The 20,065-nt window shown below is 59.0% G+C and carries 21 protein-coding genes and 1 pseudogene; 13 read left to right on the top strand and 9 right to left on the bottom strand.

Annotated features, from left to right (window positions below; all coding sequences use genetic code 11):
• The first annotated feature begins 22 nt into the window (after nucleotides 1–22).
• Nucleotides 23–457, top strand: a complete 435-nt coding sequence (locus tag ACN2TU_RS06175) for a DUF7346 family protein (protein ID WP_435153871.1) — start codon at nucleotides 23–25, stop codon at nucleotides 455–457.
• Here the strand turns inward: ACN2TU_RS06175 and rad50 are convergent.
• On the bottom strand, nucleotides 434–3,100 hold the full coding sequence (gene rad50, locus ACN2TU_RS06170; protein WP_435153869.1) for a DNA double-strand break repair ATPase Rad50: 2,667 nt from the start codon (nucleotides 3,098–3,100) through the stop codon (nucleotides 434–436). The genes ACN2TU_RS06175 and rad50 overlap by 24 nt on opposite strands.
• Nucleotides 3,097–4,509, bottom strand: a complete 1,413-nt coding sequence (gene mre11 / locus ACN2TU_RS06165; protein ID WP_435153867.1) for a DNA double-strand break repair protein Mre11 — start codon at nucleotides 4,507–4,509, stop codon at nucleotides 3,097–3,099. The genes rad50 and mre11 overlap by 4 nt, the downstream gene beginning before the upstream one ends.
• A 62-nt stretch (nucleotides 4,510–4,571) precedes the next feature.
• Between mre11 and ACN2TU_RS06160 the strand changes: the two genes are divergently transcribed.
• The 3 genes and pseudogenes from ACN2TU_RS06160 to ACN2TU_RS06150 all read left to right on the top strand — a co-directional run bounded on the left by ACN2TU_RS06160 (nucleotide 4,572) and on the right by ACN2TU_RS06150 (nucleotide 5,626).
• The gene (locus tag ACN2TU_RS06160; RefSeq protein ID WP_435153865.1) at nucleotides 4,572–4,739 is read left to right on the top strand and encodes a hypothetical protein; all 168 of its coding nucleotides are present in this window, start codon (nucleotides 4,572–4,574) and stop codon (nucleotides 4,737–4,739) included.
• Between the two features lie 59 nt (nucleotides 4,740–4,798).
• Nucleotides 4,799–5,002 (top strand): annotated as a pseudogene (gene gabD2, locus ACN2TU_RS06155) (succinic semialdehyde dehydrogenase); the annotation flags it as partial.
• Between the two features lie 84 nt (nucleotides 5,003–5,086).
• A complete protein-coding gene (locus ACN2TU_RS06150) occupies nucleotides 5,087–5,626 on the top strand; it encodes an aldehyde dehydrogenase family protein (RefSeq protein ID WP_435156132.1) in 540 nt (179 codons plus the stop codon).
• Between the two features lie 191 nt (nucleotides 5,627–5,817).
• Here the strand turns inward: ACN2TU_RS06150 and ACN2TU_RS06145 are convergent, their stop codons facing one another.
• On the bottom strand, nucleotides 5,818–6,093 hold the full coding sequence (locus tag ACN2TU_RS06145) for a MarR family transcriptional regulator (protein ID WP_435153864.1): 276 nt from the start codon (nucleotides 6,091–6,093) through the stop codon (nucleotides 5,818–5,820).
• 141 nt (nucleotides 6,094–6,234) lie between these two features.
• Between ACN2TU_RS06145 and pan1 the strand changes: the two genes are divergently transcribed.
• Nucleotides 6,235–7,449, top strand: a complete 1,215-nt coding sequence (gene pan1 / locus ACN2TU_RS06140) for a proteasome-activating nucleotidase Pan1 (protein ID WP_435153862.1) — start codon at nucleotides 6,235–6,237, stop codon at nucleotides 7,447–7,449.
• Between the two features lie 203 nt (nucleotides 7,450–7,652).
• Here the strand turns inward: pan1 and ACN2TU_RS06135 are convergent, their stop codons facing one another.
• Nucleotides 7,653–7,787 carry a hypothetical protein gene (locus tag ACN2TU_RS06135; RefSeq protein WP_435153861.1) on the bottom strand — a complete coding sequence of 45 codons (135 nt, stop codon included), beginning with the start codon at nucleotides 7,785–7,787 and terminating at the stop codon, nucleotides 7,653–7,655.
• Nucleotides 7,788–7,847: 60 nt separating this feature from the next.
• Entirely contained in the window at nucleotides 7,848–8,045 is a 198-nt protein-coding gene (locus tag ACN2TU_RS06130; protein ID WP_435153860.1) for a DUF5800 family protein, read from the bottom strand.
• Nucleotides 8,046–8,186: 141 nt separating this feature from the next.
• Between ACN2TU_RS06130 and ACN2TU_RS06125 the strand changes: the two genes are divergently transcribed.
• From ACN2TU_RS06125 to ACN2TU_RS06100, 6 genes are all read left to right on the top strand, one after another.
• Nucleotides 8,187–9,128, top strand: a complete 942-nt coding sequence (locus ACN2TU_RS06125; RefSeq protein WP_435153858.1) for a polymer-forming cytoskeletal protein — start codon at nucleotides 8,187–8,189, stop codon at nucleotides 9,126–9,128.
• Nucleotides 9,129–9,299: 171 nt separating this feature from the next.
• A complete protein-coding gene (locus ACN2TU_RS06120) occupies nucleotides 9,300–10,148 on the top strand; it encodes an electron transfer flavoprotein subunit beta/FixA family protein (RefSeq protein ID WP_435153856.1) in 849 nt (282 codons plus the stop codon).
• Between the two features lie 2 nt (nucleotides 10,149–10,150).
• Nucleotides 10,151–11,686: an electron transfer flavoprotein subunit alpha/FixB family protein gene (locus tag ACN2TU_RS06115; RefSeq protein WP_435153854.1), complete on the top strand. Its 1,536-nt coding sequence runs from the start codon at nucleotides 10,151–10,153 to the stop codon at nucleotides 11,684–11,686.
• Nucleotides 11,687–11,692: 6 nt separating this feature from the next.
• Nucleotides 11,693–13,366: an FAD-dependent monooxygenase gene (locus ACN2TU_RS06110; protein WP_435153852.1), complete on the top strand. Its 1,674-nt coding sequence runs from the start codon at nucleotides 11,693–11,695 to the stop codon at nucleotides 13,364–13,366.
• Between the two features lie 13 nt (nucleotides 13,367–13,379).
• Nucleotides 13,380–13,760 (top strand): DUF8055 family protein, encoded by a 381-nt coding sequence (locus ACN2TU_RS06105; protein WP_435153851.1) that lies wholly within the window; start codon nucleotides 13,380–13,382, stop codon nucleotides 13,758–13,760.
• A 288-nt stretch (nucleotides 13,761–14,048) separates the two neighbouring features.
• Entirely contained in the window at nucleotides 14,049–14,780 is a 732-nt protein-coding gene (locus ACN2TU_RS06100; RefSeq protein ID WP_435153849.1) for a GNAT family N-acetyltransferase, read from the top strand.
• Between the two features lie 55 nt (nucleotides 14,781–14,835).
• Here the strand turns inward: ACN2TU_RS06100 and ACN2TU_RS06095 are convergent, their stop codons facing one another.
• Nucleotides 14,836–15,231: a hypothetical protein gene (locus ACN2TU_RS06095; RefSeq protein ID WP_435153847.1), complete on the bottom strand. Its 396-nt coding sequence runs from the start codon at nucleotides 15,229–15,231 to the stop codon at nucleotides 14,836–14,838.
• A 280-nt stretch (nucleotides 15,232–15,511) separates the two neighbouring features.
• On the opposite strand from ACN2TU_RS06095, the gene ACN2TU_RS06090 reads away from it, so the two are divergent.
• Nucleotides 15,512–16,486 (top strand): deoxyhypusine synthase, encoded by a 975-nt coding sequence (locus tag ACN2TU_RS06090; protein ID WP_435153845.1) that lies wholly within the window; start codon nucleotides 15,512–15,514, stop codon nucleotides 16,484–16,486.
• Between the two features lie 4 nt (nucleotides 16,487–16,490).
• On the opposite strand, the gene ACN2TU_RS06085 is transcribed toward ACN2TU_RS06090, so the two are convergent.
• Nucleotides 16,491–16,700 carry a dodecin family protein gene (locus ACN2TU_RS06085; protein ID WP_435153844.1) on the bottom strand — a complete coding sequence of 70 codons (210 nt, stop codon included), beginning with the start codon at nucleotides 16,698–16,700 and terminating at the stop codon, nucleotides 16,491–16,493.
• Nucleotides 16,701–17,259: 559 nt separating this feature from the next.
• On the opposite strand from ACN2TU_RS06085, the gene ACN2TU_RS06080 reads away from it, so the two are divergent.
• Nucleotides 17,260–18,441 (top strand): redox-regulated ATPase YchF, encoded by a 1,182-nt coding sequence (locus tag ACN2TU_RS06080; RefSeq protein ID WP_435153842.1) that lies wholly within the window; start codon nucleotides 17,260–17,262, stop codon nucleotides 18,439–18,441.
• A 6-nt stretch (nucleotides 18,442–18,447) separates the two neighbouring features.
• On the opposite strand, the gene ACN2TU_RS06075 is transcribed toward ACN2TU_RS06080, so the two are convergent.
• Together ACN2TU_RS06075 and ACN2TU_RS06070 are read right to left on the bottom strand one after the other, a co-directional pair.
• Nucleotides 18,448–19,098, bottom strand: a complete 651-nt coding sequence (locus ACN2TU_RS06075) for a type 1 glutamine amidotransferase (protein WP_435153840.1) — start codon at nucleotides 19,096–19,098, stop codon at nucleotides 18,448–18,450.
• A gap of 32 nt (nucleotides 19,099–19,130) precedes the next feature.
• Nucleotides 19,131–20,042: an alpha/beta fold hydrolase gene (locus ACN2TU_RS06070; RefSeq protein ID WP_435153838.1), complete on the bottom strand. Its 912-nt coding sequence runs from the start codon at nucleotides 20,040–20,042 to the stop codon at nucleotides 19,131–19,133.
• Nucleotides 20,043–20,065: the final 23 nt, after the last annotated feature.

The following is a 20,065-nucleotide window of genomic DNA, read 5'->3' as shown; positions in this document are numbered from 1 at the left end:
TCTTCTTCTACTACCCAACGGTATGCGAACCGTGCGCGACGATTCGGGTCGCCGGTATCTCCTCGTCAAACAGTCCAGCGAATCGAGCCTCGTCCGAGATCCGCAAACGGGAGACGAGACGTATCTCGAAAACGACCGACTTGCTCCCGTCGAAGGAGAATCACCGCTAGAAACTGCCGCCCGCCGAGTTCCATCCCCGTCTCGTCGAATCCTCACCGCAGTTCCGAACGAGCGCGCACTTGGACTGCTGATCGAACTCGGAGATCGAGAGGCGGCTCCCGTTCGGGAACTCCTTTCCGCGTACGACCTCTGTGAAAGCGACCTCCACGGACTGTTCGCCGAGTTTCGCGCCGCCGGACTCATCCGAGAGTGTACGACCGCTGGCGAACGTGGCTACGAACTGACCGACACGGCAATCGAGGGCCTAAAACACCTAACCCAGAAGTTCGACCAGTGAATCGCCGTGTTCAACGTGTGACCGGTTCGTCGTCGCATCCTTCTCGACCTGCACGAGGTCGTCTGCGGCCCCGATCAGTTCCTCGTCGTGACTGACGACGATTATCTGTTCGACGCCAAGTTCACGCATCGACTCCACCAGTTCGACTAACTGCGAGACGTGCCCGGAATCGAGGAACACCGTCGGTTCGTCCAGAATCAAGGGCGGCATCGGCGCGCTTCCTTCGATTCCCTCCGCGAGGAGACGGTAGATGGCACAGCGCAAACTGAGGTTGAACAGCGCTCGCTCGCCACCGGATAGCTGTTCGGGGTCAAGCGGCTCGCCATCCTTCTGGTAGATGGTTAGTCGGTATTCGCCGTCGAGCGCGATTCGCGCGTACGAATCGTTCTGATAGACGAGGTCGAACACCTCGTTCAGCATTCGCTCCAAACTTTCGACGTTTCGCTGTCTGAGTTCCGTCCGAAGGTCGCCGTACATCGCCTGCAGGTCGGCGGCTTCGTCGTACAGCGATTCGAGCGCGGATACCCGCGATTCGATGTCGTCACGCCGGTCGCGTAGGTTTTCGAGCGCCTCGATTTCCCCTCGGATACCGCCGATTCGGTCGATGAGGTCGTCCCGTCGTTCTTTGAGCGTCGCCAACTCCTCGTCCACCTTTTCGAGATACGTCTCCGCTCGTTCCTTGTTTTCTCGCGCCTCCTCGACCCGAGATTCGTCGTACAGTTCCTGGAGTTCTGTCCGGCGCGACCGCTTCTCGTCGAGGCGGTTTCGTCGCTGGTCGTTTAGCTCTTCGAGGTGAGTTCGCTTCTCACGAAGGCTGTCGAGTTCGTCCTCCGCATCCTCGATTCGCTCGCGCAATGATTGGATTCGCTCGATTCGTTCCCGCGACTCGGCAATGTCCCTCTCCTCGCGTTCGAGTCGTTCGACCGTTTCTCGGTGCGTTTCGGCCTTCGATTCGAGTTCCGCCGCATCCTTGCTTCGATCCTCGGCGTCGGAAGCCAGTTCGTCGGCCTCCTCGCGGAGCGTTTCGACCTGCTCGCGTTTTTCCTCGATTGCCGTCTCTCGGTTTTCGACCAACTGCTCGACGTTCTGTCGGTTGTTTTGCAGTTCGTTCACCCGATTTTCCGCGCTGACCAACGATTCGGCGGCGTCGATTTTCGATTCGAGCGTCGTTTGCCTCTCACGAAGTTCGTCGAGTCGGGTTTCCAGTTTCTCGACTCGTTCCCGGTCTTCGGCTATCGTATCGACGTGCGGTGACTCCTCAACGCGTTGTCCACACTCCGGGCATTTTCCGGCATCCAGTAGTTCTTCCGCTTCTTCCACCTGTTCCTTCGCGGTTCGGAGTTTCGTCCGGCATTCCGTAACTTCCTCCCGGCAATCGGCCACCTTCGACCGAAGCGAGTCGCGGTGGTCAGTCGCCGCGCCGAATTCGACCGGAGCGTCCTCGAACACCTCGCGCTGCAACTCGATTTCGGCGTCGAGTTCGGTCAGTTTCTCCCTGCGGTTTTCGAGTTCGGTGGTTGCGTTTTCGACTTCCTGAACGAGTTGTTCGGCGCGATTTTGCTTCTCCTCTGCGCGGTTTTTGAGGTCGTTCGCGCGTTCTGCGAGGTTCGACGCCTGGTTGTCGAACATCTGGGCTTTCATCCGAGCGTCTTCTAACTGCTCTCCCACGTCATCGTCTGCTCCGTCTAGCTCGGCGATTCGGGAATCGATGGCGTCCTCCGTCGCAGTATCGAGTTCGGTCTGGTTCAGTGCGGTATCGACGTTCGATTCCAACTCCGAACTGCGCTCGCGGATTTCGCTCGCCCGACTTCGAAGGGTTTCGCGCTTCTGCTCCGTCTCGGTGATTTCGGCCTGGAGCGTTTCGATATCGTCTTCGACCGACGCCAACTCGTCGCGCTTTTCGTCGTACGTTTCGAGTACGTTTTTCGCCTCGTCGAGCGTTCCTTGGGCGTTTTTGCGCTGTTTTTCGTACCGTTCGACGTTCGACTCCGTTTCGCTTCGTTTCGATTCGAGGTCGTTGAGCAGTCCGTGGAGGTTCTTTTCCTCCTTCGCCTCGATCTGTGATTCGAGTTCGGAAAGGCTTCCGTGGCGGTCGTCGAGGACGCTTTTCACGCCGAGGCGGGCGTCGCTGGCGCGCTCGCGGTACACCTCCAACTTTCCGAGTTGGAGGAGGTCGTCTATCATATCCTGTCTTTGGGCGGGAGTCGCGTTGATGAGTTTGTTCACCTCGCCCTGTCGGACGTAGGCGCAGTTGACGAACGCCTCGGCGTCCATCCGAAACAGGGAGGCGATGTGGTTGCGTACGTCTCGTGCACCGTCGAAACTTCCGTCGGGAGTTTCGAGGACGCATTTCGCGGTTTGGGCGGAGTCACCAGTCGCGCGAATTCGGCGATGAATGTGGTAATCCCCGCCCGCGTGTTCGAACCAGAGTTCGACTTCCGCGTCCTCCGCCCCGATGGTAACGACATCCTCCAGGGTTCGGTCGAGTGCGCGCGCACCGTAGAGGGCGAAAAAGCACGCTTCGAGCAGCGACGATTTGCCACTGCCGTTGAGACCGTGGATGATGGTGACGCCAGCGTCGAGACGCAAGTCGGCGTCCTCGTAGCATTTGAAATTCGAGAGGCGAATCCGGTCGAATCTCACAGGTAATCCTCCATGGACACTTGGTCGTCGATGGAACCGCTGTCCGCGGTGTCCGTGACGTCCGTGTTGGTATCTGTCGTCTCGGTGCTATCGGCGGATTCTCCACCGTCTGCGGTCGCAGGCGTGTCGTCGATGGATTCGTCGGATGTCGATTTGACAGGTTCCGATTCGTCGGCCATCTCGGCAACCGATTTCGCCGTGTCTGATGAGTCACTGACCGGGGTTTCTCCCATGCTCTCACCCGACTTCGTGGATTCGTCGCTTCCGTCATCCACATTCTCGTCGGCGTTTTCGGGTGCCGGTTCGAACGCATCGATGTCTTGCGAGATGCGGTCTGCGACGTGTTCTTCGACCGCCGTTCGGACGTTCGAGTCAGCGACTTTGCTCGCGCGAACGATTTCGTCCACGTCGTGGGCAGTCTCGCTCAGGCCCATTCCACGAACCCGTTTTCTGACGGCGTCGTCCGGGTCGGCAAACGAAACCGACAGGTCACTTCCCTCCGCTTCGAGTTCTCGCCGGTCGTTGACCCGAGCGACGAGCGCGCCTTCGTCCGAGGCGAACTCCTCGACCCGTGCGTGCGTGACATCCCCGCCGTCGCCGTCGATGGTGATCAGCGCGACGGAACCGTCGAGGTCGTACTCTCGCACGACCTCGCGGACGCGGTCGATACCTTCCTCACCGTCGAGTTCGACCGAGATGAATTCGAAATCGCGAGTCGCGATTCCCCGGCGAGTAATCGAAACGTCGCCGTCGAACGTGACGATGTTGTACCCTCGGTCGTCGCGCTCGCTGGCGCTCGCGCGTTCGGTCGAACCACAGTAGGTGACCCAGGTTTCCTCGACCCGTTCCTTTCCGGGTTTGTGATTGTCGCCGAGCAACATCGCGTCGAAATCCACCGATGCTTCGGTCAGCACGACTTCGGAGTCCCAGTTGCCGAAGTCGAAGGGCGTGAACAGTCCGTGTGCGACGAGCGCGGAGTGTTCCTGTTCGTGAGATTCGAACTCGTATTCGAGGTCGTCGCGCTTCGATTCGGGGACGTGGTCTAACCCGTAAAAGGCGGTGTCGCCGACGATGACCGGCGACGCACCGAGTCGCGTGGCGAGACCGAGGGTTTCGAGAAGGTCGAGCCACTGTTCGCCGCGCGTGCTCTCGTGATTGCCGACGATAGCGAGAAACGGAATCCCTGCACGCTCGAGTTTTCGGAGGACGGAAATCATTCCGTGGAGGTCGGAGAGTCCCGGGCGACGGTCGTGAAACAAGTCGCCAGCGTGGATGACGGCGTCGAAATCGTCTTCGATTGCGTCGTCCACGACGCGGTCGAACGCGGTAAGGAAATCGTCCCGTCGTTCGGGCGAATGATACTGTCGATACCCGATATGGGTGTCGCCCGTGTGAATCACCCGTGTCATTGATTCGTTCGTTGGCTTCCTGCTGTTAAATGATTTCCGTGAGCACCGCGTTGAGGGGGTCGATGACTCTCTGGACAGATCGCGTGCGCCCTGACACGCTCTCCCATCTCGCCCGGCGGACGACGGCGAGCAGCGATGGCGACGCGATACCCGTTTCGGCCCCGTTCACCGGCGAACGGATCGGGAGCGTTCCGGCTTGCACCGAGTCGGATGTCGAGGTGGTTAGTTAGTCTCTCACGCGCGCGAGGCACGGCGAAACTGGTCGGAGTGGTCGCTCGACCGCCGTTCGGCAGTGTTCTCCCGATTTCACGACCTCGTTCTGAATCGTCAGCAGACACTGCTCGACCTGGTTGGAATCGAGAGCGTGAAGGCACGACGAGATGCCTTCGAGGAGGTGCTCGACGTGGCGACGAACGCGCGATATTACGCGAATCGGGCGGGCGAGTTTCTCGAACCACGTCGCCGTGACGGTGCGATTCCACTGCTGACGAAGACCGAGGAACACCGCCATCCGGTCGGCGTCGGCGGAATTATCTCGCCGTGGAACTACTCGCTCGAACTGGGTGGCAAGAACCCGATGCTCGTGTTCGACGATGCGGAGATGAATCGCGCCGTCGAGGGCGCGGTTCGCGGCTGTTTCACGAACGCGGGACAGCTCTGTCTTTCCTTCGAACGGCTGTACGTGCAAGCGGGAGTGTACGACCAGTTCCTTCGACAGTTCACGGAGCGAACTCGAACCCTCTCGATGGCACCGTCGCCTACCTCCGACAACGAAATCGGGTCGCTCGTCTCCGAAGCGCAGTTCGAGAAGGTGAAAAGGCACGTCGAGGACGCGGTCGAAAAGGGTGCGACGGTCATCGCCGGGGGCACGACGAGTGGAAACGGCGGAAGTATCGAACTGGTCATGGGCGATATTACCCGAAGGTATCTCGGAATCCGGGAGGACGGCGAGTCGTTGCAAAACGACACTCGAGAAATGTTCCACCTGGCCGCCGTGTACGACCTTGCCGTCAGTCGAGATGTCGGAATGGCGGTCAACGTGGAGGGTACGCGAAACGTGCTCGACTTCGCGAATGGCTGTCCGAACCTCGAACGATTTCAGTACGTGACCACCTGAGTCGTACCGAATCAGTCGGTTCGTATGCGCCGAATTTGGTCTCGTTCGTGCGCGACCATCCTGAGATTTCGCCGGACGCGATGGTGTAGCGGTTGGAGTTCTGTTGTCAGAGGGGAAAATGGCGAAAGCAAGGAGACGGGTTCTGAAAGGACGACTATTGTCGGTCGCGTTCTGTAGGATAACCGTTCGGTCTACTCGATGTCGAGCGAGTAGAGGCGTTTTCGGGCGTCCGAGAACGAAAATCGCGAGTCCACGAGATTTTCGTCTTCGAGACGATTCAACGCGTAGCGGACCGTCCGTGGTGGGAGCAGCGTTTCGTCCGCGAGTTCGCTCTGGGACATCGTCTCGTTGTATTCCAGCACCTTTGCGACGAGTTTTGCACTTGGTGGCAGGTCGCGGACAGCTTTGGTCGAATCCGCGTCCTGTAACCGACTGTTGTTCGATTGGGATAGCTCTGGGACACTCATCAATCACCCATTTCGGATACAGGGTAATAATATTTCCCTTTCTCATTTATTACTCTCAAGAATCATACTGTTGGTGTCGGAATCGCGCGAAAAGGTCTGTCACCCGAAGCCTCTTAAGAGACAGGCACTTACCCGGAACTGATGACCGATACTGTGGATGACGTAGATCTCCCCTACGACGAGGAGAGTACGTCCAGACAGGAGAAAATAGAGGCACTCCAAGAACGCCTCGAAGTCCTCGAATCCCAGAACGAGGAGATGCGGGACAAACTCCTCGATGCGAACGCGGAGAATAACAAATACCAGCAGAAGCTCGAACGACTCACGCACGAGAACAAGAAACTGAAGCAGTCCCCGTTGTTCGTCGCCACCGTGCAGGAGATTACGGACGAAGGGGTTATCATCAAACAGCACGGTAACAATCAGGAAGCTGTTACCGAAGTGACCGACGAGATGCACACCGAACTCGAACCGGACTCCCGCGTCGCAGTCAATAACTCACTCTCTATCGTCAAGACGCTGGACGACGAAACCGACGTTCGCGCCCGCGTGATGCAGGTTACCAAGAGTCCGGAAGTGACGTATGAGGATATCGGCGGACTGAAAGAACAGATGAACGAGGTTCGGGAGACGGTCGAGATGCCGTTGGAGAGTCCCGAGATGTTCACGAAGGTCGGCATCGAACCGCCGTCCGGTGTTCTCCTCTACGGTCCGCCAGGAACCGGGAAGACGATGCTGGCGAAGGCAGTCGCCAACCAGACCGACGCCACCTTCATCAAGATGGCCGGGTCGGAACTCGTCCACAAATTCATCGGTGAGGGTGCCAAACTCGTCCGCGACCTGTTCCAGGTCGCCCGCGACCACGAACCGGCAGTCATCTTCATCGACGAAATCGACGCCATCGCATCGAAGCGCACCGACTCGAAGACGTCGGGTGACGCCGAGGTGCAGCGAACGATGATGCAACTGCTTTCGGAGATGGACGGCTTCGAAGACCGCGGCGAAATCCGCATCATCGCGGCCACCAACCGCTTCGACATGCTCGACCGCGCGATTCTCCGCCCCGGTCGTTTCGACCGCCTCATCGAAGTGCCGAACCCGAACGACGAAGGCCGCGAGCAGATCTTCCGCATCCACACCCGTGACATGAACGTCGCGGACGACGTGGATTACGTGAAGCTCGCCGTCGAGACGGGTGACGCCAGCGGTGCCGACATCAAGGCCATCTGTACGGAGGCTGGAATGTTCGCCATCCGCGATGACCGCACCGAAATCAGGATGCAGGACTTCCTCGACGCCAAGAACAAGATCGAGGAAGAAGACGAGGACGACGAAGTCTCCAAGACGTTCGCATAAGTCCCACACAATCGGTCTTTTCGCGTCCGTTATTTTGCTGTTTTTCCAGGTTGTGGGTGACGACTGGTGATATACCTTATTTGTCGGGAATGCAGCAGATGCAAGTCACTCGTTCGACGCTCTGTGGCTGGTTCCCTTTGCGCGACGGCGGCAGTAGCCATCACAGCAAACCTCTGAAAATCGACCACAACGATACGCCCGACTTACAACGCAGTGAAAATCAGGTACGGAACCCCGAACAGCAGAACGGTCATAACGACAAGAATGAGCAGATAGGATGCAATCGTGCTCGCCGCGGTCAGCCATGCGGGATGGTCGAAATCGGCTGGAAGGTTCATGTTCGATCCTTCGGCGGGAATACCTAAATCCTATCGGATGGGGTTCGGTTTCCGGATGCGCTACCGGATGATGTCGCCGATTCGTCGCGCCTGTCCGCCGAGCGCGGGGTTTTTCTCCACGAGGCGAAGCACCTCGTGGTCGGTCACGTCGAAGTAGGATTTCTGGGTTGCCTCCTCGATGAGGTCTTTCGACATCCGGAACTCGGTACCTTCGTGAACCACATCGACACCCTCGTCGTCGAATGAAAGCGTAGTCATACCCCGGCGTTCGCCCTCGTCCGATAAAAAAGCTACAAATCGACACTCCGCTTCGGCGGGGTTGGAACGCCGGTGGATGTCGGCAGACATGCGTCAGACGTCTCGGGAGGATTTATTACGCGGGACTCGTTGGTAGGATGTGTGCCGCTTCGCTCCGACCCACTGGATGAACTATCGATTCCCGACGGAACGACCGTCGAGGAACACGACCTCGTAACTGACGGCGACATCATCGTCGGCGCACAGAGCACTGTCGAGTTCGGCGTGCGCGGAAATCACGTCATCGCGGGGGAGCGAACGACCTTCGGCGGTCATATCGAAGCCGAGGCAGACTGTCGCCTCGACCTCTGGTCGGAAGTCGAAGGCGACGTGCTCGTCGGACAAGATGCCTATTTGGGCGAGCGCGTTCACGTCGCCGGACGACTGATGGTCAGTGGTGACCTCGACATCGGCGATGACGTCCACATCGACGACGGATTCGAAGCGAACGGGTGGATCGTCATCCGAAACCCGATGCCGACCGTCGTGTTCCTCTTCGTCTATCTCTCACAGCTGCTCCGACTTGGCGAGGAAGAGGCCGCCCAGAACGTCATTGACGAGATGCTGGAAGGGAGCGACGCCGATCCGGCGGTGATTCCCCGAAGTGCCCACGTCAGCGACGATGCGTGGCGCGTCTCCACGCCCGCGACCATCGGCGATGATTGCCGCCTCCACGGGAACATCCGGGCGGAGGAAATCGTCGTCGGCGAGAACAACGAAGTGTTCGGAAGCCTTCGCGCTCGCGGCGACATCGTCGTCGAGTCGGGGACACGTATTCACGGGGACGTGACGACTCGAAGCGGAACCGTCGTCCTCGAAGACGAGGCGGAAATCCTCGGCGACGTTTCCTGCACCGACCTCGAGTTCCACGAGAACGCCACGGCCGACGGGACGATGCGTGCCCGCGGCGAGATGACGATGATCCGAAGCGAGAAGCGAAAATCGTCTGACAAAGTTGAAGCCGACAGAGATACGGTTGACACGGCCGATGCGTCTCACCAGCGGGAGCGAAATACATCCGACGGTCCGGCCCCACAAGCCTGACTCGTTGACACGTTTTGGCAATTATTTCACGAGAGTGACAGACATCACCAGCGAGTGGTGTCGCGACTGAATGTCAGATTTTTGTTGGTTCTCCGACAGTATAATAATGTCTGGGGGATTTGGTACTGAGTGACGTATGCAAACTAAACACACTCATGGTGGGGGGTATCGATGCACTCGGTCGTGTTGACCAAGGGCGTTCCTGATTTCCGTGAGGGACAGGTGTCGTTCGACGAGGATGGCCATCTTGAACGCGGGCGAACGCCGACGGTGATGAACCCGAACGACGAGTTCGCACTCCAAGCCGCCCTCCAGACAAAGGTGAAACACGGCGGGCAGGTGAGCGCGATGAGTATGGGTCCGCCGGGGTACGCCGACGTGCTCCGCGAGGCGATGACGGTGTACGCCGACGACTGCTATCTCCTCTCCGACCGCGAGATGGCCGCGGCAGATACATGGGCGACGGCGATTACGCTCTCGGCAGGTATCGAGAAGATCGGTGACCCCGACCTCGTCTTCGCGGGCTTCAAAACCGCCGACGGTGAGACCGGACAGACTGGACCACAAACCGCGTGGTGTTTGGATTATCCAATCATCACGCACGTCATTGCGATGGAAGTAGACGAAGACGAACGACAGGTGCGCGCAAAGCGTCTCGTTGAGGGAGACGTGGACGAAATCGAAACCGTCACCGCACCGCTTCCGGCATTCATCGTCACCGACCCCGAGTACGAACCGTCGTACCGGAAGGCGGCCCATCGACTCCGGAAAAAACAGCTGAAAGCCGAGACTAATGAACGGGCCGAGGAGTACGAGGAGTACCTCTCGACGTGGGACCACGCGGATCTCAATCTCGACCCGGAGTACATTGGACTAGATGGGTCGCCGACCATCGTGTCGTCGGTTGACCCGATTCCGAAGGCTCCGGCAGAACGGGATGCCACGATGGTTACGCCCGGTGACGAGGATGCGATGGCCGAAGTGCTCGAAACGATGCGACCGTTCGCTGCGGGGGACTGACCATGACGGACGTAAATCCCGGCGACCGAACCGTCGAAGAATTGGAAGAGGACGTACAGACCGTCGAAGACCCCGGCGCCCTGGATGACATGCTCAGTGCGGAGGCGAACGACAAAGACAGGACGACGGCAAAGGAGGTCATCCAAGCCCGAATCGACGAACTGGAAGATGAGACGGAAGGTGGCGAAGCCACCGAGGATACCGAAACCGAAGGCGAGTACGAGGAGACGGCGGAGGACGTAGAAGACCCCGACGAGGCCGAGGAAACGGAAAAATCCGATTCCGAAGCGGAAGAGACGGACGAGGACGAAGCGGAGGAAGACGACGGACTCACCCAGCCCACAGCGGACAAAAAACACGTCCGTGCGCTGGAAAACGGCGTCTACCGCGACATGTGGGTGTACTGCGAAACGCAGGGCGGCGAACTCCTCGACGTGTCGAAGGAGATGCTCGGCAAAGCCCGCGAGTTGATGGACGGGTACGAAGACGAGTACGGCGGTGACGAACGAGTCGTCGCCGTACTCGTCGGCGACGACATGCGCGACCTCGCCGAGGAGTGTATCACCCTCGGGGCGGACGTTGCAGTGTACCACGACGACGAGCGACTGGAACGATTCCGACACAAACCCTACACCGAAATCGTGGCGGATATGGCACGAACCGAGGCAGAGTGGAAGGAGTACGACAAACCACGCTACTTCCTCTTCCCCGCCACGAACAACGGGCGCGACCTTTCCGCGCAGGTGCAGGGTGAACTCGACTCCGGACTCGCGAGCGACTGTTCGGGGTTGACGATCACGAACGAACTCATCTCGAACCCAGTGAAGACGGGGACACCCGGCGAGAAGGTCGATTTCGAGCGAATCTTACACATGAAGCGCCCGGACTTCTCCGGGTTCGAGTATTCGACCATCCTCTGTATCGACAATCCCGACCGGGAGTTTCACCCGCAAGGCTGTTCCGTGATTCCGGGCAGTTTCGACGCGATGGATCCCGACCCCGAGCGGGTCGGTGAAGTCGTCTCGCACGACATCGACACGCCGGACGAATGGTACCGCGTCGAGGTCTCCGACTGGGACACCCTCGATACGGGTGTCGATTTGACCGGACGCGAGGTTATCGTCGCAATCGGTCGTGGCATCGGAGACGACCCGACCGAAGGAATCGAACTCGCCTTAGACCTCGTGGATGCCTTCGACGACGCCGACCTCGGATTGTCACGTGGTGTCGTCACGGCATCCTACAGCGTGGACGGCCATGTCGAGCAGTACGTCAGCGAGGAGCGCCAAATCGGTGAAACCGGACAGATCGTTCAACCTCCGCTCTACATCGCGGCAGGCATCAGCGGCGCGATTCAGCACAAGGTCGGTATGGACGAGTCCGAGACCATCGTTTCGATCAACACGGACACGGACGCGGACATTCGGGACTTCAGCGATTATTTCATCGAGGGCGACCTCTTCGATGTGCTTCCCCGCCTCACCGAGGCAGTCAAGGCGGGCGAACTAGGTGCAGTCGTGGCGGAAGACGATGACTGATAGCCAATGACAGAGGAATACGAACATTACGAAGCAGTCGTAGTCGGTGCCGGTCCCGGTGGGGCCGCGGCGGCCGCGACACTTGCACGAAACGGAATCGAAACGCTCGTCCTCGAACGCGGTGTCGAGGCCGGGTCGAAAAACGTCTCCGGCGGCCTCATCTACGCCGAGGAGTCGGCCCCATACACCATCGACTCGCTGTTCCCCGACTTCCGAAAGGAGGCCGCAGAACGCCCGATAACGAGCTATAATATCCACAACGTGGCTGACGAGAAGGTGAAATCGTTCGACATCACCCGCCTCCACGAACACGATACTGAGTGGTCGGATGCGGTGCTGCGGCGCAAGATGGATTCGTGGCTGGCTGACCGGGTTCACGAGATGACGAGCGAAACGGGCGGCGGTCTGCTGACCGGCGTCCGAGTAAACGGCCTGCTCCGCGAGAACGGGGAAATCGTCGGCGTCACCTGCGACGAACTCGACCCCATCAAAGCCGACTTCATTGTCGCGGCGGACGGCGTGAACAGCGAACTCGCCCGCGATGCCGGACTGATGAACTGGGACGAACCGGATGAGTGGTTCCAGGGTGTGAAAGCCGTCATCGACATGCCCGAAGACGTCATCGCGGAGCGTTTCGACGTCGGCCCGGATACGGGCGAAGCACACCTCTTCTCGGGCAACCTGTTCGATAACGTTCGGGGCGGCGGCTTCCTCTACACCAATCAGGATTCGCTCTCGATTGGTACCGTCTTCCACCTCGACAGTTTGGTGGCGGAGGAAGCCGAACCACACGAACTGCTCGACAATCTGCTCACACACCCGTTGCTCGCCCAGTGGTTGAACGGCCACTACGACGAAGTCGAGTACAGCGCGAAACTCGTCCCCGATTCGAAAAAGGCGGCCCATCCCGCCCCGCATCGTGGACGACTCGTCCTCGTCGGTGATGCTGGCGGGCAGATGCAGGCTCAGGGGCCGATTATCAAGGGGATGAACCACGCCGTCAGTGCGGGTGCGCTCGCCGCAGAAGCCTTTGCGGAGGCGCGAATGCGCGGCGACTCCACGGAGGCGGGGAAGCTCTATGAAAACAAGTTGAAAGACGAAGGTGTAATGGGTAAACTTCGCCCAAAGCAGTACAGTACCCTTGGAAAACTCGGAGAGAACGAACAGATAGCGAGCCTTACGGACAGCGTCCTCTCGTCGCCGATCGGACGGGCAGTGCTCCGTTCGGGGGCGATGGAGTCACAGCTCGAACGACTGTACAGTTCGCCGTTCCTCTCCTCGATGATTCCGGACACGAAGACGCCCTACGTCACGCTTCCGACCGTTATCGCGGAGGAACTGGGCACCGAAATCGAGGACGAAAACGAAGTCGAACCGAAGAGCCTCGCCGACCGAATCGGCGACCTGACCTACGATACCGACGTGGGCAACCCGCACATCCGCCTGCGAAACGACTCCTACGAAGCAAGCGGTGCTGCGGTGTCTGCGTGCCCCGTCAGCGCGAAAGACTTCGGCGGTGGCTGTTACCGCGAGGAGACGGTGCAGATGAACGGCCACGAGGAGAAAATCGTGAGTCTCGACACGCAACCCTGTGTCGAATGTGGCACCTGCGCCGTCGTCGCCGAAACGGAGTGGGAACATCCGCGCGGCAACAAGGGCGTCGAGTTCAAACAGGGATGAACGGGAGTTGAAGATGACCGAACACCGCGACCGAATCGACGACCTCGCAAGTCGGGCACAGGCCGACCGAAAAGCGTTCGACCCGCCCGAAAACCCGCCGGACGAGGAGCGAGCGCTCTCCATCCTGCGGTCGGGTGTCGGCGAAGTCATTGGGGTGTACGTCGAGGGCCGAACCGGCGAGTTCGCGCGGTTCGACGAGTGGGAGATGGAACAACTTGAACAGGCACTGAACGACTGGTTGGCACTGTACGCGCGGTGTTACGGCTACGAAATAGAGACCGAATTCACGGTTCGGGAAGTCGCGGAACTCGTCATCAAGACGCACGATATTCACGACACCGTACAGTTGCTAACTCACGTTCCGACTCCTGAGGTTCGACGAACACGAGTCTAGTCGAACGCTCCTTTCTTTCCGACGAGTTCGAAGAGCGGATCGTACTCGTCCGGCAACCGTCAGCGAATCCGTCGAAAGTCCTTTTCCGAAACGACTCAGGCGACGAGCGACATAGCACTTTGCGCGTGAAACTCAATAGTAGTAGTAGTAGTAGTTACCTTTCGACATATGCTTGGAGTCACCAACTAAAATCCACTCACAGAACCCAACACGACCAGAAATACGATTTTCCACCCCGCTATCGAATTCGTCGGTAAAAATAAGTAGGAATAAGTGGTAACAGTGTGCATGGAGTTTTCCGAGAAACTGGAGTTCGGCCACGAAGACCGCAAGCGCATCTACGAATACGTGGAACGGCACGGGACGGCCGACGCGGACGAGGTACAGCAATCGCTCCGCATTGACCCGGGTGGATTCCGCCACCACGTCGCCATCCTCCGGCGGGATGGCTACCTCTCGGAAGACGACGGTGTCCTCACCGTCTCGCTGGAAACGGGTGCGGAAGAGGAGTTCATCGACGAAGACGTGGAGTTCGTCATTCGCCCCGCCCGACAGGAAGACCTCACCGGTATCGTCGGTGCTATTCGACAAGTCGCCGAGGAGGGCACCTACATCGTCGCCGAAACCGTCGCCGACGAAATCGACCATCAGGAGGCCCTCCTCCGGCACAACGAACTCGAGTCACGGATGTTCTTCGTCGCCACGGTGAACGACGACGTGGTTGGGTGGGTACACCTCCACGCCCCGGAACTCGACAAACTCAGCCACACCGCCGAGTTGACGGTCGGTGTTCTGGACGAGTATACCGGGCACGGAATCGGAAGCCACCTGCTCAAGCGTGGACTGGAGTGGGCGGGGTCGAACAACTATGAAAAGGTGTACCAGAGCGCTCCGTCCACCAATCAAAACGCTATCGAGTTCCTCAAAGCCCACGGCTGGGAGACTGAAGCTGTGCGCAAAGACCACTACAAAATCAACGGTGAGTACGTGGACGAAGTGATGATGGCGGTGAAGTTGTAGCGCTCCATTTTCGAAACTGTATCGGTGCTCGTTCGACTCACGAATCCGACTGCGCTCAGAGCCCGAGCCAAGCGGCGAAACCGACGGAAAACCCGGTGAGAGCTGCGGCAGTGCCGAGTGCAGCCACGGTAATCTTCGCGGCGTAGATTTCATCCGCTTGCTGATTCGACGGATTCGACACCTGACCCTGCTCACCGGATGGGGTGAAATCGTAGCGATTTTTCATCGCGAGCCAGACACAGAACCGAAACCATCCCTGAATGAACCACTCGATACCGATAGCGAGCGGGATGAACAGGCCGAACAGCGCCACGGCGGGCAGAGACAAGAGATGCCAGACGAGAAGATATATCCCTGCAAGGACGAACCCGACGGTGGCAACGACATACCGCTGGCGCTGCTGTTCTCGACTGATATTACAAACGCCCTGTTGGTACGGTGTCGTGCTCATGGATCGTGTTCAGTTAGCCGTCGAGCTGTAGTATGACTTACTCCTGCAGGGATTTGAGCCGCTTCGAATTCAAGATAGCGGCGTATTACGGAGCGAATGGACCGAATGAAACTGCCAGTGTGGGAATGATCCGTTCGACACGTGATACAGGCACTCCAATGACGGGAAGTTTCCAATTCGGTGAACCGATACATCGCACTCGGTCGGTTGGGATGATACCAAACGGCATACCTGACGGGAGATAGAACACCCTTTTTCGGCTGACGATAACGTTCGGGAAATGAGTGACGAAAGTCGTGAACACGTAATTCCGGGAAGCGAAGAAGAAATTGACACCCCTGACGTAGCAGGGTACGATTTCGACGGCGAGTTCGACTTTTTCGAGATGCTGTCGTCGTACGAGACGACCGGGTTCCAAGCAACGCACCTGTACGAAGCAATCGAACTCGCTCGGAAAATGCGCGAGGCGGACGCGAAGATCTACCTGACGTTTACGTCGAATATCGTTTCATCGGGACTTCGAGAGGTGCTCGCATACCTCGCTCGCGAAGACCTCGTGGACGTGATGATAACGACATCCGGGTCGATAACCGAGGACGTTATCAAGACGGAAAAACCGTTCAAGATGGGCGAGTGGAACGTAGACGAGTTCGAGATGCGCAAACGGGGAATCAACCGCCTCGGGAACATCTTCGTCCCATCCGACCGGTACGTTTGGTTGGAACAGTATCTAAACGACTTCTTCCCGGACTTCTTCGCCGAGGAGAAGATTCGGACACCGACCGCGTTTGCGCGTGAACTTGGCGAGACGCTGGACGATGAGAACTCGATTCTCTCCAACGCGGCGAAAAACGACATCCCCATCTTCTGTCCCGCGCTCACCGACGCGGAAGTCGGCAACTTCCTCTACTACTATCGACAGGGGTACGACTCGGATGTCGGCATCGAAATCGTAGACGACTACGATACCCTCATCGAGGAAGGGTTACTCGCGGACAAAACCGGTCTCATCGTCCTCGGCGGTGGCGTTCCCAAGCACCACGCCATCATGACCAACCTGTTCCGCGGCGGCGCGGATTACGCGGTGTACGTTTCGACCGGTATGGAAGGTGATGGCTCGCTCTCCGGTGCGCCGCCGAACGAAGCCGTCTCGTGGGGAAAAATCAAGCAGGACTCGAAAAATCACGTGCAGGTCGAAGCCGAGGCAACCCTGGTCGTCCCCCTGTTGGTCGCTGGCGCGTTTGCCGAAGTGTAACCGTTCACTGCTCGCCGTGAACCGGGAACGCGACTTCGACGGTGGCTTTGTAATCCGTAATTCGGCCGTCTTCGACGTTTGCCGTCCAGTCTTCGACTTCGATACCGTGTATGTCGTCGATGGTCTGACTCGCCTGTTCGACCGCTTCTCGGGCGGCGTCTTCCCACGACTCCTCCGAGGTTCCGAGCACTTTGATGATTTTTACTGCCGTCATGGCATACGCCCTACGCCAGCCGTAAGGTAGCATTTTTTGGCCACCGTTCGGAGAGGTGGTTTTGAGATATTTGGGAAACCACTGTGGCGCGTGCGTTGGCGGGTCTGAGGATATGTCCGAAGACCCGCTAGTTATCACGCGAGGGATGACTGAGCGAAAAAACGTGAGCGAAGGATTCGGTTGGGGAGGTAAGTGGTGGTTGCCGGTCGGGGAGGTATGTGGTGGTTGCAGTTGCGGTGGCGGTCATTTGTAGCCGTGATTTGCCGAAACAAAATAATATCAAAAGGGAGGAGCAAATCACGACTACAAACGAAGCCCTCGGTCGCGTTGCTCCCTCGCCCTTCATCCACCGAGGAACCGCCTCAGCCACACCCTCCCCAACCGACTGCGCTTCTCGCTTCGCTCCGATGCTCATCCCTCACGCGGCTTCAGTGCAGAGCCTCGGACGTGCAGTCCTCGGCTCTACACCAGCACGCGCCGAAGTGATTGCGTCGCGTCTCTTGCCATTCCGTTCTGAGAAACCGAAAGGCAGTTCCCGGTATCCCTGTTACCGACGGACATGATTTCCATCGCGCTCGCGGGTAAACCCAACGCCGGGAAGTCCACCTTTTACAAATCCGCCACGCTGGCGGAGGTGGACGTGGCGAACTACCCCTTCACGACCATCGACGCGAACCGCGGGGTGAGCCACGTCCGCACCGATTGTCCCTGTCTCGAACGCGACGAGCGATGCGGCAACGAACACTGCCACGACGGCAAACGCTACGTGCCCATCGAACTCCTCGACGTGGCCGGGCTCGTGCCCGGCGCGCACGAGGGCAGAGGACTGGGCAACCAATTCCTGGACGAACTGACGAACGCCGACGCCATCATCAACGTCGTGGACGCCTCGGGCGGGACGAACGAGGAGGGTGAACCCGTCGAAGTCGGCACGTACGACCCGGTCGAAGAGGTCGATTTCATCGAGGAGGAGATGGATCAGTGGCTCGCGGGCATCATCGACCGCAACTGGGAAACCGTGGAGCGACAGTCCCGCTCACCCGGATTCGACATCGACGAGGCACTCTCGGAGATGCTGACGGGATTCGGCGCGACGGAGTACGACGTGGCGGCCAGCCTCCGCGAACTCGAGTATCCACCCAATCCGGGAGAGTGGACCGACGACCACCGCGAAACGCTCGCACGCGACATTCGCGCCCGAACCAAGCCCATCATCCTCGTGGCGAACAAGGCCGACATCGCTCCCGAGGAAAACATCGAACGACTCCGCGAAACCGGCAAGCCAGTTATTCCCGCGACGGCGGAAGGCGAACTCGCACTGCAGAAGGGCGTCGAAGCGGGCATCGTCGATTACGACTCCGGCGACGACGATTTCGCCGTCTTCGGCGATTTGAGCGACCAACAACAGGCCGGACTCGAACGAATTAGGGATGTCATGCAGGACTGGGGCGGAACCGGCGTGCAGGAGGCCCTCGACACCGCAGTGTACGACCTGCTCGACCGAATCACGGCGTACCCGGTACAGAACGAATCGAAGTGGACCGACGGCCAAGGCAACGTCCTTCCCGATGCGTTCTTGCTTCCGAGCGGTTCGACCCCACCCGACCTCGCGTATGCGGTTCACAGCGACATCGGTAACGGCTACCTGCACGCCGTGAACGCGAAGACGAACCGCGATATCAGCGATTCGTACGAGTTGGAGGAAGGCGACGTGATAAAAATCGTTAGCACGGCGAAATAGGCACGCTCACGCGGTTCTGTCGCCCTCATTCACCAATCGAGCGAAGTTCGCAAGCACCTGTTGTCCATTTACGTCAGCGAAGGAGAGGCTGTTTTCCTGCCAACCGAAATCCGCCGTGACTCGGGGGAGCAACGAATCGGTGAGCTCAGGGTGAAACTGCGTCGTCCACAGCGGCAGGTCTCGATGCCGGGTGGCGAAATGTGCGTTGTGTTCCGTCGAGGCAATCGTTTCCATTCCATCGCCGATTTGGACGACGTGGTCGCCGTGAACCGCCGGAAGCACCTCTGAAATCCCATCGAAAATCGGGTCGTCCGCAAGGTCAGCGCGGACGAGTTCGTTCGTCAATCCGCAATGTTCGACCGACCCGCCGAGCGCGTGATTGATGATTTGGTGGCCGAAGCAGACGCCGAGGGTTGGTATCTCGCGCTCGACCAGTTCGCGGACGAACTCTATTTCCTCGTCCATCCATGGGTACTCCTCACGCTCGTATACTCCCGCAGTGCTTCCGGAGACGACGACGCCGTCCACGCCGGAAAGGGATGGTTCGCCACCCTCGTTCGCGTAGTCGTAGACCGTGTGTTCCGGGAGATACGACTGCATCTCGCGACCGAAGTAGCGAAACTCGGGATCGACCTCGTTTTCCAGTACGAGCAACATCGAACGACTATCGGTCGGAACCGGACAAAAATCTATTCCCGGCCATTCTCGGGATGGAATCGGTTTGCTTCGAAATACTCGACCAACAGGTCGTTCACTCGCTCCGGCGCGTCGTTTTGTACCCAGTGGCTCGCATCCGGGAGTCGTTCGATGCGAATGTCGGGAACCCAGCGTTCTACTCCCTCCGTCAGTTCGGTTCCCAGCGCGGAATCCTCATCGCCCCAAATGAGCAGTGTCGGCACCTCCACGTCGAAGTCCTGCGTTGACCCGTCGAACAGTGTCCTGAGTTCCCGCGCGACACCGTCCCGAAAGAGCGCCCGGTAGTAGTTGATGGCACCTTTCAGCGCACCTGGTTGTGCCGCGGCCTCAACGTAACGTCGAACGTCCGACTCGCTGAAGGCGTCCGGGGTTTCGGGGGCGTTTCGGAACAACTCCCGTATCGGGGTGTAGTCGCGGACTGAAAGGAGGCGTTCGGGGAGCCACGGCAGTTGGAAAAAGAGCGCATACCACGAACGCCGCAATTGGTCGGGTGTACGGACTGCCTCCCGAAATCGACCGGGATGCGGCGCGTTCAGCACCGCGAGTTTTTTGACCCGTTCCGGATGGCGAATGGCGACTTCCCACGTGATGACGCCACCCCAGTCGTGACCAACGATGTGCGCTCTCTCCTCGCCGAAGTGGTCGATCAGTCCGACAACGTCGCCGACCAGTTTGTCGAGACTGTACTGTTCGACCCCGTTCGGTTTCTCGGAGCTGTTGTAGCCGCGCAAATCCGGCGCGACGACACGGTATCCCGCCTCGACGAGCGTCGGAATCTGTTCGCGCCACGAGTACCAAAACTCCGGAAAACCATGCAGCAGGACGACGAGCGGGCCGTCCCCGGCTTCGGCGTAATGGAGTCGAACGCCGTTGATTATCGCTCCGCCGTGAATCAGTTCGGGCACGATCCTACCGATGGGATTTTCGT

This window comes from Haladaptatus marinus (genome assembly GCF_051194195.1).
The sequence above is the reverse complement of the archived record's forward strand: the minus strand, read 5'-3'. Positions and strand labels throughout refer to the sequence as shown.